The sequence below is a fragment of the Cupriavidus sp. Met-2 genome (assembly GCF_049843575.1).
In the GTDB taxonomy this organism is placed as follows: Bacteria; Pseudomonadota; Gammaproteobacteria; order Burkholderiales; family Burkholderiaceae; genus Cupriavidus; species Cupriavidus metallidurans.
Genome location: NZ_JBBHZL010000003.1, coordinates 196,935 through 210,814 on the forward strand (window position 1 = coordinate 196,935; position 13,880 = coordinate 210,814).

Annotated in this window: 3 protein-coding genes; all 3 read right to left on the bottom strand. The window is 65.3% G+C overall.

Annotated elements, in window-relative coordinates; all coding sequences use genetic code 11:
- Nucleotides 1-5 precede the first annotated feature (5 nt).
- The 3 genes from WD006_RS09365 to WD006_RS09375 are packed head-to-tail and all read right to left on the bottom strand — an operon-like array spanning nucleotide 6 to nucleotide 13,583.
- Nucleotides 6-827 (bottom strand): efflux RND transporter periplasmic adaptor subunit, encoded by an 822-nt coding sequence (locus WD006_RS09365; protein WP_029306984.1) that lies wholly within the window; start codon nucleotides 825-827, stop codon nucleotides 6-8.
- Nucleotides 824-2,344: a TolC family protein gene (locus WD006_RS09370; RefSeq protein WP_011519815.1), complete on the bottom strand. Its 1,521-nt coding sequence runs from the start codon at nucleotides 2,342-2,344 to the stop codon at nucleotides 824-826. Before WD006_RS09370 ends, WD006_RS09365 begins: the two co-directional genes overlap by 4 nt.
- Nucleotides 2,331-13,583, bottom strand: a complete 11,253-nt coding sequence (locus WD006_RS09375) for a VCBS domain-containing protein (protein ID WP_051722997.1) — start codon at nucleotides 13,581-13,583, stop codon at nucleotides 2,331-2,333. The genes WD006_RS09370 and WD006_RS09375 overlap by 14 nt, the downstream gene beginning before the upstream one ends.
- Nucleotides 13,584-13,880: the final 297 nt, after the last annotated feature.

Genomic DNA, 13,880 nt, shown 5'->3' on the forward strand with positions numbered 1-13,880 from the left:
GGGCGTTACTTCGTCTGCTGGAACTGGGCCACGCCGCTCATGCCAGGCAGCAGCTCCGCCGCTGGCGCCGTCAGGCGACCCTCGATCTCGATCGACTGGGCCACGGCATCCACCCTGGCGTTGATGGCCGACACCTTGGCCGTGTAGCTTTTGCCTGTCTCGGTGACGTTGACGTTGAACTGGCTGCCAATGCGCAGGTCGCGCAGCATCCGCGATGGCACGTTCAGGCGCAACTTGAGCGGTCCATCGCTGACCAGGTCGAGCAGCGGCGCGCCGGCGTTGACGCTTTCATGCGGACGCACATAGACGCGGGCCACCCTGCCCGAGAACGGCGCGGCTACCGTGCAGTAGGCCACCTGTGTGCGCGCCAGTGCTACAGCGGCGGAGGCCCGGTCGGCGGCTGACTTGGCGAGGTTGAGCTCCATGTCGCCCACTGCGTCGAGCTTGCGCAGCGCGGACTTGGCCGTGAGCGTTTCGCGCGCGCCGGCCAGTTCGGCATCGGCCATGCCCAGCCGCGCGCGCGGCTCGGCGCAGTCCATCTGCACCAGCGGCCGTCCTTTGGTAATGGTCTGACCGAGGGTGACGCCCAGGCTCTGGACCGTGCCATTCATCGTGGCGGCCATCGTTGTTTCGGGGTCCGCGCTGAGCAGCACCCGAATGGCGCCGGGGTCGACGGCCCGGCTGGGCGGCCACAGATCGTTGGCGCCGACTGCTACGCCTGGGAACAGGGCGGCCGAGACAACGGCGAGACCAGCAAGCCTGGAAAGACCGGAAAGACCGGAAAGACCGGAAAGACGGAACGAAAAGCGAGATGATGCGTTGCTCATGATTTGCTATCGACGGCGCTTGGGTAGAGCTTCTGTTGCCAGCCCTGCATGGTCTGTTCGATCTCCGATGCGAGGGTCGGGACGTCATGGCTGGCGATCGCGTCCGGCATGACGTCGAGGCCAACCGAGTTGTAGAGACGTCCCCAGGCGGCCTGCGCCTCCGAGTAGGCGGCGTAGCGCTGGTATTGCGCCAGCAACATGCGCGCATCGGCACGGATGAACTCGAGTCTCGAGTCGGCCGATACCTGGGCGCTGGCCTCGGCGAATCTGCGCAGGCGGTTGTCAACCTGCAGGCTTTCCTCGGCGAAATCGAGCTGCTCGAGTGCCAGGTGGTAGCGTTGCAGCGCCACGCGCACCTGCGTGAGCACGGCCATGGACAGCGACATGCGGCGCAGGTCGCCTACCTTGTTCTGGCTGTCCTGCGCCTCGTTGAGCACGGGGATCTTGAGCAGGTTGAAGATGTTGTACGACAGGCGCAGGCCGATAGCGGACCACGCGTTGTTGTAGAGGTAGGCGTTCGAGTCGTAGTGGCCGCCCAGGTCGACGGACAGGCTGGGCCACAGTTCGGCCTTGGCGATCTTGATGTCGTTGTCGGTGACGCGCTTGCGGTACCACTCTTCCATGATCTCCGGCCGGCTTTCGAGCGCCATCTGTTCCAACCCGGCGACGTCAAACCGATCGTTCGGCATGCGCTGCTCGGCCTCGTCGGCAAGCGTGAAAGGCTGGTCCGGCGGCAGCGACATCAGGGCGGCCAGTTCCGCGCGCGCCAGTTCCAGGTCCTGACGCCGCGCTGACAGCAGGCTGACGGCATCGAGCAGCGCGCGCTGATAGGCCAGCGCCTGCTGGCGCGGCAGCAGGCCCTTTTCGTCGGCTTCCTGCGCGGCCTTCAGACCCTGGCGAACCTTGTTCAGCAATGCGTCGACCTGGCCGATCAGACGTTGCGCGCCAAGCGCGCGCCAGTAGGCATTGCGGACATCCTGCAGCACGTTCTGCACGACCTTGCGACGGCGCTCCTCGGCCATCAGCACCTGATCGGCCTTTTGCTGGGTCCGTTCGTAGGCCACCAGGAAATCCAGCGTGCTCCACGTCAGGTCGAGATCGGCCAGACGGTGGTAACGCTGTTCGGAAGTGGAGGGCCGCAGGCTGATCTGACCGTCCTGGATCCCCACCGAGACACCTCCCGAGTCGTTCGACCGATGCGTGTAGCCAGCGGATGCCACGAGCTTCGGCAGCATGTCGTGCTTGGTCACGTCCACAAGCTGCCGCGACAACGTGCTCTCCATCAGCTTGAGGCGATAGTCGAGGTTGTACTTGAGCGCGCGCGCGGCGGCTTCGTAGAACGTGATCGGGCGGGTGACGGGTTCCTGGTCGCTGTACATGCCGCGCCGGTCTTCTTCCACGCGCTGGCGTACTTCCTCCTTCGAGTAGGGCTGGGGCACGCTAGGCGCTGTGGAGCAGGCGGTGGTCAGCAGCGTGGCAGCAAGTGCGATGGCTAGGGGCTGGCTACTTTTTCGCATCTTCGTTGGTGCTGTTGTTGGCGTGGGACAGGGCGGCCACCGTGCTGGGCCGCGACGCCAGTTGGCGGATTTGATCGGTGAAGGAGGCTGCGGGGCGCGCAGGTTCCGTGAGTGGCGAGGCATGGCGGCCCGGGTGCGGTTTCGTGGCCTTGCCGCGCTTGTCATGCTTGCCGTCCGAAGGGGCGACCTTCTCGGGGCGGGCCTCGATGCCCTTGAGCGCGAAGACCGACGGATCGCGCAGCAGCCCATCGGCGGACAGCGACACGATGCCGTGCCGCCCGGCCGTGCGTTCCGCTTCGAACTGCACGATCGCTTCGAGTTGCAGCAACGCGGGCCGCAGGAACTCTCCCGACGTCATCCCGAGACCTGCTGCCAGCGAGGGCGACTGGATATGCGGCGGCGTCACCATGTCCAGGTTCTCGCCGCGCAGCAGGCTGTCGTTGCGCTGGTGAACTGGGAAGATGCTCCGCACCTCGGGCGTGACGTACACCACCGGATCGACGCCGAGGGTGGTGCCGAACCGGTCCCGGTGCCATTCGTCGTGCAGGAAGTACTCGTGGTCGCCGGGGCTTGGCGGCGGCACGTAAGGCGCGTCGATATTGAGCGAGATGACCAGTTGCGCAGAATCCGTCGCGCCCGCGCGGTCGGCGATCGTGTAGGTGAAGACATCCTTGAGGATGCTGCCGCGCCCGGCCGCGGCCTGCACGGCCGGATTGGTCAGGTCGATTTCGTAGGTATAGCTGCCGTCGGCATTGATCTGCAGGTAGCCGTAGCTTCCGGCAATGCGCGTGCCGGGCGGCGTTGATGCGCCGCCCGCGTCCTTCGCGCCGGGCCGGATGCCAACCACGGTGAGCTGGTCGCCGGTGTCGACGTCGGCGTCGTTCGGCAGCACGTTGCCGCTGGTGATCGGCTGCCCGTGGATATTGTCGACGTTGTTGCTGTCGTCACGCGCCACGGGTGCGTCGTTCTGGCCGTGAATCGTGATGGTCAGCGTTGCCGTGGCCGTGGCGCCCGCGCGGTCGGCCACTACGTAGACGAAGGTCTCCGTCAGCGTTTCGTCCGACGTGCGCAACGCCTGCACCGCGGCGTTGTCGTTATCGATCACGTACCGGTAGCTGCCATCGGCCTGTACCGTCAGCGTGCCGTAGCGGCCCGCCGTGGTACCCGCCACCGCGCCCGCGCCAAGCGGGCCATTGATGGCGGTGACGGCCTTGGTCTCGCCATACTGGTCGACATCGGTGTCGTTGTCGAGCACATTGCCCGTGGCATCCGCGCCTGGCGTGGCGTTGTGTTGGCCACCGGCTTCGATGGCGTTGCCGGCATCGTCATGCGCCACCGGGTTGTCGTTCTGGCCAAGGATCAGTACGCGCAGCGTGGCCTGATCCGTGGCGCCGTGGTCGTCGCTGACCGTGTAGGTGAAGGTGTCTACCAGCCCGTCGAGCAACATCCGCAGCGCCTGGATTTCGGGCAGGTTGTTATCGACGGTATAGGTAAAGCGACCGTCCGCACCCATCACCAGGGTGCCATACTGCCCGCGCAGCGGGACGCCCACGATGCCGCTGGTCCCTTTGCCGTTCTCGGTCCCGGTACGCAGGGCGACGATGGTCAGGGGCCCACCTTCCGGGTCGACGTCGTTGAAGGTGGCGACGCCGCTCGGGTTGCGTCCCACCGTGCCATTGGCCACGCCGCCTGCCTCGCGCGCCAGCGTGATCACGTCGGAGGCGACCGGCCGGTCGTTGATGCCGTGGATCGTGATGGCCAACTCGGCGGTGTCGGTCAGGCCGCCGCCGTCCGCCAGGCGGTAGGTGAAGCGCTCCACCAGCGTTTGTCCCGGCGCCAGTGCCGCCACGATGGTATTGGTTTCGTCGGCGTGGTACTGGAACTGCCCGGTCGGATCAATGTCGAGCCAGCCGTAGAGACCGTTGATACGCACCTTGCCCGACATGTCCTGCAGCGTCGCGCCGGTGCTTTCGGCGCCGGATCGGATGCCGGTGACGGTCCGGCTATCGTTGGCGTCCACATCCTTGTCGTTGGTCACCACGTTGCCCGTGGCGTCCACTGGTGGGGTATCGGAGGTGGCAGGGGTGGCGCCCGCGGCATCGTCAACGGCAACGGGTGCGTCGTATCGCCCCCGGATGTTGATCGTCAGCGTGGCGGTACTGGTCAGCCCGGCCGTATCGCGTACGGTGTAGGTGAACGTCTCGGTCAGCGTGTCGCCCGGTTTCAGGGCCTGCACGGCGGTCAGCGCATCGTTGATGTTGTAGACGTAGTCGCCATTGGCCGACAGTGTGAGCGAGCCATACAGCCCGGTCAGGCTTGCACCCACGGTACCCCCGACACCTGCCGCAGTCTGGAAGGCGCTGACGGCCTTGGTGTCGCCCGCGTCCACATCGGCGTCGTTGATCAGCACGTTGCCCGTGGCTGGCTTGCCGGGCGTGCCGTTGAACGTGCCGCCTGCTTCGATTGCCTCACCCGTGTCCGGCTTGGCGACCGGCGCGTCGTCGCGCCCGTGGATGGTGACGTGCAGCTCGGCGGCGTTGCTCAGACCGCCGGCATCCGTGACCGTGAAGGTGAAGACGTCGGTCAGCGTATCGAAGTTGGTGCGCAGCCGTTCCACCACCGGGTTGTTGTTGTCCACCACGTACTGGTAGGTGCCGTCGGCATTCACCAACAAGACGCCATAACGCCCTTGCAGGTAGGTGCCGAGCGTGCCCACCGTGCCGCCGTTGTCGTTGACGGCGCCAGTGCGGAACGCGGTGACTGCGGCGGTGTCGCCCGTATCGGGATCGTACAGACCCAGCAGCAGGTTGCCGCCGGGGTCCACGCCCGGCGTACCGTTCAGCGTACCACCGGCCTCGATGGCATCGGCGCGCTGGCTGGCCGCAACAGGTGCGTCGTTGGCGCCGTTGATGGTGATGGTGAGTTGCGCCAGATCGGTCGCGCCAGCGGCATCCCGCACCTTGTAGGTAAAGACATCCTGGATCGACTGGCCGGCGTTCAATGCGTCGACGGTCGGATTGCTGTTGTCCACCAGGTAGACGTAGGTGCCGTCCGCGCGTATCAGCAGGGTGCCGTACTGGCCTGTCACCAGCATGAAGTTCGAGCCGCTATCGGCCACGGCACCCGCGCTCTTGTCACCAGCGCGCACGCCGGCCACGGTCTTGGTTTCGCCATACTGATCAACGTCGGTGTCGTTGGTCAGCACGTTGTCGGAGGGATTGACGCCGGGTGTGTTGTTGTTGATGCCACCCGCTTCGCGGGCGACCGCATTGTCGTCGACGCCGATCGGATTGTCGTTCTGCCCGGTGATGCGAATCCGGATATGGGCCTGAGCGGTCAGGGTGCCGTCGCTGTCCGTGTATGTGAACGTGTCGATCAGCACATCGGTGCTGCGCCGCAGTGCCTGGACAGCGGTCAGGCTGTCATTGACCGTGTAGGTGAAAACGCCATGGTCGTTGATGTTCAGCGTGCCGTAGGCGCCGGTGATGTCGATCGAACCACCGACGGGAATATCCAGCGTTGTGCTGCCGAATGCGATCTTGATTACCGAGATCGCGTCGCCATCCGGATCGATGTCGTTGACGGTGGCGTCGCCGGTTGCTTTGGTGCCCGGCGTGGTGTTATTGACGCCACCGGCTTCCTTCGCGGTGGCCGTGACGTCCAGTGCCACTGGCGCATCGTTGACACCGTGAATAATGATGTTCAGGTTGGCGGTCGACGTTCCGCCGTGCGGGTCCAGCAGTGTGTAGACGAAGCTGTCGGTCACCGTGTCGTTGGGGCCGAGGGCGATCAGCGCGGCATTGGTGTTGTCGATCAGGTACGTGTAGCTGCCGTCGGCGTGGATCACCAGCGTGCCGTAAGTGGCGGGCAGGGTCGTGCCACCGGCGCTCACCGGGGTGTCGCTGCCGCCAGCTGAGCGGATCTGGCTTACCACCAGGCTGGAGACGGGATCGTCGACATCGCTGTCCACCTGGCCAATGGATGCGGGGTCGTGCTCGTCGGTGATGACATTGCCAGCCGGGTTGATCGGTGTGCCGCCCGCCGGGTTGCTGGCCGTCGGTTGGCGCGCGGTGTAGCCCTGGGCCTCGTTGTCGACCGCCACGGGATTGTCGTTCGCGCCGTGGATCGTGATGGTCAGTGCGGCGGTGTCGTTCAGACCGCCCGCATCGGTCACTGCGTAAGTGAACACTTCTTGAAGCGTGTCGCCCACATTCAGCGCCTGCACCTGCGCATTGTTGTTGTCGATGCGATAGACGTAGCTGCCATCGGCGCCAATCACCAGGGTGCCGTACAGACCGACGATGGGCAGCCCGCCGTTCGTGGACGTGGTGCCCGGGGGAACCACGGAAGCCGGGCCGCCCGCCGCCTCGGTGCCGGTGCGCACCCGGGTCACCGTGAGGCTGTCTCCGGAATCGATATCGCCATCGTTGAGCAGCACGTTGCCGCTGGCGTCGGAACCGGGCGTGCCATTGGCCGCACCACCCGCCTCGGTGGCGTCGCCGGTATCGTCGCCGGCCACCGGCGCATCATTGGCGCCACGGATGGTCACGGTCAGCGTGGTGGTGCTCTGGACACCGGCAAGGTCGCTGATGGTGTAGGTGAAGACCTCGGTCAGCGTGTCGGTCGACAGTCGCAGCGCCTGCACCGTGGCGTTGTTGTTGTCCACCACGTACTGGAAAGCGCCGTTTGCGCCGATGCGCAGGGTGCCGAAGAGACCGGCAATCACGGTCGATGCCGTACTCGTTACCGCCGAACTGTTTGCCCCGAAGGCGATGCGCTCGACCTTCAGCACATCGCCATTTGTGGCAATGTCCACGTCGGTGTCGTTGGTGAGCACGTTGCCGGACGGGTTGACGCCTGGCGTGCCGTTGGCGGTGCCGCCAGCCTCGGTTGCAAATGCGGTATCCGGATTGGCCTGCGGTGGGTCATTCACCGGAATGACCGTGATGGTCAGGGTATTGATGGCGGTGAGGTTGTCCAGCACCGGATCGAACGGGATGCCGTCTCCATTGGCATCGCCGCGCTGGCCAAGGTCGTCGGTGCGGATGGTCAGCGTTTCGTTGCCGTTGTAGTTCAGCGAGGGCGTGTAGAGCAGCGTGGCGAGTGCCGCGCTGATATCGGTCTGGCTGCCCTCCAGCGTGAACGTGGCCGTGCCCAGCGCGCCAGCGACGACCGTCGTGGCCCCGGGGGTGAGCGTCAGTGTGCCGTGCAGCACGCTCAGGGTGACCCGGATAATGCCGTTGCCGGCGTCGGGGTCGCTGACCGCAAGGCCCACGATAGGCAGCGCGTTATCTTCGAGGGTCGATGGCGAAGCCGGCAGGATGTTGATCGGCGGGTCGTTGCGCTCCACGTAACCGACGTTGCCGGCCACCGCCGCGCCACTGTCACCGCCCGAGAACTGCACGCGCGCGAGCGGGCTGGAGGGATCGCTGTCGATGCGGGCATTCACGGTGCCGGTGGGCGTTGCCAGCACGATGGTCGGTGGCGCGTCGATCCGGAATACACCGCGCCCCAGGACGCCGAAACTGTAGAAGCCGTTGGCGTCGGTGGTCGTGGTCCAGGTCTGGTTGTCGGCCGTGGTGTCGAGGTTGTTGTCCGCACCGCCCCAGGTGAGCGTGACGGTTTGCCCCGCAATGGCTGGGCCGTCCGGCGCCGAGCTGCTCGTAGCGGAATCCGTATCGTTCCAGAGCGTGCCCGATACATAGCTCACGCCGGCCGCATCGCTGTCCTGGTAGTTGTTGGGCCCCACCAGGCTGCCGGTGCGCTCTCCGGTGGCACTGCCTGCCGGCCCGACGTTCGAGCCGCCGAACGTGGTGAAGGCGTTCGACAGGCTGGTATAGGTAACGGTAGCCGCCGTATCGGCCAGAAGTGTATTGTTCGGCAGGCTCGCCGAGTAGATCAGCGAAACCTTGCCACCCTGGGGCATATAGTCGATGTTCAGCGTGACCTGGGTGCCGGTGTTGGTCAGTGTGAATCCCGGGGGCAGGGCGCCAGGACTGTATGTCACACCATTCACAACAACGCCTTGCACCGTGAGCGCCTGGCCGCCGGGCGGCAGGCTGTCGGTCAGTACCACGTCGTGCGCGGCGGTTGTGCCGGAGTTGCTGAAACTGACGCTGTAGGTGGCCTGGCCGAATGCGCTGCCAACGCCGGGATCGAAAGCCACGACGGACTTGTCCAGATCGACGATACGCGGCTCCACCACGCGCTCGACCACCTGTGCGGTGCTGGTGCGCAGCTGGCCTTCGCTCAGGAAGTCGGCGTGCACCGGAAGCAGCGCGCCGGCGGCCACATTCGCCGTGTTGTCCACGCGCACGTTGAACTCGAAGTAGAAGCCCTCGAAGTCGGGGTCCTGGTTCAGGTTCACGAGCGAACCCAGTGGCAGGACGATCACGCGCCCGTTCGAGGTGTCGATCAGCGACGTGTTGACGATGCCCTGGGCCCGTAGCTGGCCACCGAGATCCGCCTGCAACAAGGTCTGGCCCGAGCTGGTGACGCCGCCATTGAGATAGAGGGTGCCGCCGACGGCCAGGTTGCCCAGCGTGGTCGTCAGGCCGGGCGTGCCGCTGCTGTTCGGGTCGGAGATAAAGCTGATGGCGGCGGAACCGTCGTTGAGAAACGTCAGCCCTTCAGGCAGGTAGATCTGTACCGAGCCGTCCAGCACGACGCCTTCCGGTACCACGAATGCCACCCGGTAGTGAATGATCTCACCCACGGCCACGTCTTCCTGATCGACCACGGTGGGGCCGAGCGGAGTATCGGGGTCGCCACCGACGTGGCTGATGGAAGAGCCGGCTGCCACGCGCGTGGCATTGACGTTGTTGATCTGATAGTCGTTGAGGACGCCGCTGTTGAGCACGCCATCCGTGCCGGTGCGCTCGCCGGTGTTGGCGCCGTCCAGGCTGGTCCACGTGACATTGACCTGGTTGTCCACCGTGCCGGACAGGCCTGTGAGAATGCTCAGCGTGCCGGTGAACTGGATGGCGACGGCGCCGCCGCGCGGAATGTCGAGCTTGGTGCCTGGCGCGCTTTGCAGCACGCCATTGACGATCACGAAGTCGCCGGGCCCAGAGATCGTTGCGCCGCCCGACAGCGTGACGCCGGTGATCTGCACATTGATGAGTTCTTCGGGCAGGTTATCGACGAACCACACGTCGTAGGCGTTGAAGTCGCTGGACGATGTGCCGTTCCTCAACGTGATGGTGTAGGTCATCTGGTCGCCGCGGTCCACACCGGCGATCGTGCCAGTGGAAGTGACGTCCTGCCTGACGGTCAGCGTCGGCTCGACAATCGTTACCGTGGGCTGCGTGCCGGTGAGTGCGATTCCGCGAACCACGCCGGTGGCGCCATTGGGCACGTCGCCGTCCGGATCGGTGAACGTGATGGCGGCGTTGTTGGCGAGCTGCCGTCCGGCCTGGTTGCCGATTACGTTGCTGGCCACCAGCCGCACGCGGATGACGAAGCTGTTGTTGGCAGTGTTGTTGTCGCCAATGGCCGAGCTGGCGCTGAACGTCAGCTGCATGTCGGTGCCGTCCGCGCCGGCCGCCCCACCGACGGGGCTGATGCTGGCCACGTTGACCGATCCGGCAAAGTCGGCGGCAAGCGCGGCGCTTCCGGCCCGCGTGATGATGAGTTGATAGCCGCCGTTGCCAAAGCTGGTGTCGAGCGTCAGGCCGTCGGGCACGATATCGGTCAGGCGAAGGTTCTGCGTCGAGCCCTCCGGCAGCGTCACCACGATGTCGTACAGCATGCTTTCGCCGATCACCAGATTGGCGCCGGTGGTGTGGCTGGCGCTGGAATCGCTTTCCGCCGGTGTGCTGCCGCCACCAGCGAAAACCTTCGTGACCACCGGCAATGCAGCCAGTTCATCCGCGGTGTCGGTCAGATCGGTGGGCGTGAAATCGGTCCCGCCATTGATGCTCGCGTAGTTGGTCAACGCGGCTACCGTCTGCAGGTTTTGTCCGGCCAGCACCGACTGGGCTACCACGGTGTCATAGGTGATGATCACCATGTTCGTGCCGGCGACGTCATTGGCGCTGCCGGGGCGGCCGGACAGGAACGTGGCCTGGTTGCCGGCATCGAGGAAGGTGATGGTGTTGCCCGATACCGAGTAATCGACGCCAGCCTGCAGCAGCGTGCCGTCGCCGCGGCTGATGCGCAGGTTTGCTGCCGCAAGGCTGCCGTTCAGGAGTGTCAGGTTGGGCGGCAGCGTCAGCGTGGTGACGACGTCGTAGGCGCCGCCACCGCCGGTGTTCTCTATCGCCGTGGCCAGACGGACTACGTCGCCGGCGTCAATGCCGGTGACGGTGCCTTCCACTGCGTTGATATCGGTCATGGGTTGTGTGAAGGCCGCGCCAGCGCTGCCAGCGGCTGCCCAGGTACCGGTGGTGCCCGTAACGGTGCCATGAGTACTCGACACGACGCCGTGCTTGATGCTGAGCACGGGTTCGGCCACCGAATGCACTTCCTCGACATCCGTACTGACCAGCACCTGCTGGGTGATCGTGGTGGTCTGGCTCGATTGCCCCACCACGCTGATCGAACGCTGGTCGGCAAACGGCTGGTCGCTCACGCGTATGGTGAATACCAGCTCGATGCGGTTCTGCCCGGCCGCGCTGCCACTCAGGATGAAGTTGCCGAAGTTGAAGACGACGGAATTGCCCGCGCCAGCGCTTACGCTCAGCACGCTACCCGGGTGGGTGTCGCCGCTGCCATAGCTCCATTGATTGATGCCGGTGCCGTTGCTCCAGGCCACGGCGGCGTCGAACAGCGGCAGCGGCAGGAATGCCGAGAGCTTGAAGTTCTCGTAATCGCCAGTCACGAGGTCATAGCTGAGCCGGAACGTCACGGTATCGCCCGGATGCAGGTCGTAGCTGGCCGGCGGCGTGTTGCCGTTGATCTGCGTGACGGCAACGTCGACCTGGCTGGTGGGAACGGTGACCGTGGTCTGCGAGTCGTCGGTATCGGTGCCGCCGAGGTTGAACGGCCCGATCACCACCGTGCCGGTGATCAGGGCGTTGTTGCCAAGGCTGTCGCCCTCGTTGATCTCGCTCTGCGGATAGGTGGTCTGGTAGGCCTCGTCGATCACGGCGTTGTAAATTACCGTGGCGATGGTTCCCGACTGGAGCGTGCTGTCGCCAGAAAGGTCGCCGGCCAGGATTGCAATGGGCAGCCCCGCGTTTCGGATCGACGTGGCAAGGTCGAAGGTGATGGTCGTTCCACCGGGTCCCTTGGCGCCAATGGTGTAGACCAGGGGCACGGTATAGGTGACACCGTTCTGGCGGAAGGTGATCACCGGCGTGCCGCTGAACGTCATGCCGTCGCCGAGGTGATCGGTGACGGTTAGCTGGCCGTTGTGCAGCAGGGTCTGACCGAACGCGAAGTAGTCGGATACTGCGATGTCGTAGCGGAACTGCAGCGTGTCGCCAGGCGACACGCCCGCCACGCCGGTGTCGTTAGCCAGCGCGGCCGACTTGTGCAACGTGATCGACTTGGCCGTGAAGGTGACCGGGTCGCCATCGTCGGTCACGACCACGAAGGGCGGCGGCGTCTGCGGCACGTCACGTGGATCGAGTGGCTGCCAGTCCGCCGATACATGGGGCGCTCCCACGATGATCGTCTTGCTGGCGCCGCTGATCGGGTCCAGGATCGGTGTGCCGGTGCTGTCCGTATCGCCCACGTAGAAGCCCACAACCGTGTTTGTTGCCTGCGTCAGCGTCGGATACACGACTGTGTACGAGCGCAGGTACGCGCCGCCTGCCAGGGCGTTGGCAATCGCCGTCTGGCCGGTGACGACGGTGCCGTCCGCCAGCGTGATCGACAACACGAGTCCGCCCGCGCCGGGCGTGATGCTCTCCACGCGAATCGTGTCGGGCAGGTCCTGCGTGACTTGGACATTGTGCAGCGTCTGGCCGGGAGCCGGCGTGGTCGTGACCGTAAGCGAGTGGGGGAAGTTTTGCCCGGTCACGGTCTCGCCTTCGACCATGTCGACCGTCTGGGTGATCTCCAATGGCGTCGATTCCAGGGTGTACGTGTCCCATGACGCTTCGATCAGCGTCGGGTCCTGCGTCGGATTGTCGAGCGCGTCGTTCCCGTACTGGAAGCCGCCACGCACACTGATCACGTGTGGCTGGTTGGCATCGGCCAGTTCGCTCAGCTTGACCGTGAGGTCGACCGTGGCGGAGGGCTGGCCGTTGCCGAAGCTGGCGTAAGGCAACTCCAGCACGACGAGCTGGTCGCCGGCGCGGTAACCGTAATCGGCGGCGCGAAGAATCAGCGGGTTGCCGCTGGCGTCCTTGGCGATCGGATGAACGGCGGTACCGTCCGCCCCGAATGTGATGATTTGCGCGTTGAGTGCGATGCCCTGGTAGGTGGCCGAAACGAATGTCGCGCCGTCGTCGCCGTCATAGCCCGTGGCCGGCAGCAATACGTCGATATAGGGCGCATAGCCCGGCTGGCTGGACGGGTTGGTAAAGGTCGCCTCGAAAGTGGCGGTGCCCCCGAGCAAGATGGTCTCGCCACTGCTGCCGAGCGTTGTGGTGGGGCTGGCATTGGCCAGCAGCCCGTTGTAGTGGGCCAGTTCGTCGGCATTGATATCGAGGTGGCTCTCGATCGGGCCGATGCTCTTTTCAAGCGTCCAGTCACCGCCGGCGGCAGCCGAACCTGTGTCATTGGTCGAGGCGGCCACGTCGGCGCCCGTTACGGCGGCAAGGCGCTGGATCAGCGCTTCGCCGCTGTCGCCCGCACCACTGCGGCAACCGTAAAGCAGAATGTCCGCGCCCGCGCTCAGGTGGCTCGCCCACTCGGCGGTGCGGTTGGTGTCAGCGGATGCGGCGGTGAGCTGGCTGGTGCCCAGCGTGATCTCGCCGGGATTGCCGTGGCCGAGAATCTGGATCGAACTGACTTGTCCGAGTTGGTCCAGCGCGGCCTGGATCGCCGCCACGCCGTCCTGGCCCGCAGCCACCACGACGACACGCGTTCCCGGCGTGGCGCTTTGCGCAAGTTCGTTGGCGCCATTGATGCGGGCATCGATCACCAGCAACTGCTGGGTTGCCGCATGACTATCGGGCGCCGGGGCGTGTGCGTCGGTCGGGGCAGTCCTGGCTGCGTCTGGCTGGGCCTGTTGTTGCGAGTGCTGCTGCTCGACAGCGGCACCAGCAGCGGCGTCGTACAGCAGGCGAGGCTCCAGTGCGAGGGTGCGGCTCGATGGCTGGAATTTGAGGGCGGCTTCCGGTTTCATCGCGAGGCGTGCTTTCTCATGCGTCGCAGGCAGAAGCGGTCATGCGTTGCGCAGCCTGCAAGCGGAACGGGAGTAATTCAATTCAACTCAATATAAGAGTTGCGTCCTCGGTTCGGGTTGAATTCTTTGAGAGCGCCGCTTTAGAACCTTCGATATCGCGGGAAATTTCGAGTCGTCAATTTTTGACGATGTCAGCGGCCAGACGTGAGTGCATTCGCGCGTGGTGTGGGGAAAAGAAGGACCGGTCCTGGAAGGCAGATTCCCGGACCGGGTCCCGGAAGGGCTACCCGTCGCTGC

Excerpts from the sequence above, each read along its gene's own strand:
- WD006_RS09365 (WP_029306984.1), bottom strand. The coding sequence starts at position 827 with ATGAGCAACGCATCATCTCGCTTTTCGTTCCGTCTTTCCGGTCTTTCC.
- WD006_RS09370 (WP_011519815.1), bottom strand. The coding sequence starts at position 2,344 with ATGCGAAAAAGTAGCCAGCCCCTAGCCATCGCACTTGCTGCCACGCTG.
- WD006_RS09375 (WP_051722997.1), bottom strand. The coding sequence starts at position 13,583 with ATGAAACCGGAAGCCGCCCTCAAATTCCAGCCATCGAGCCGCACCCTC.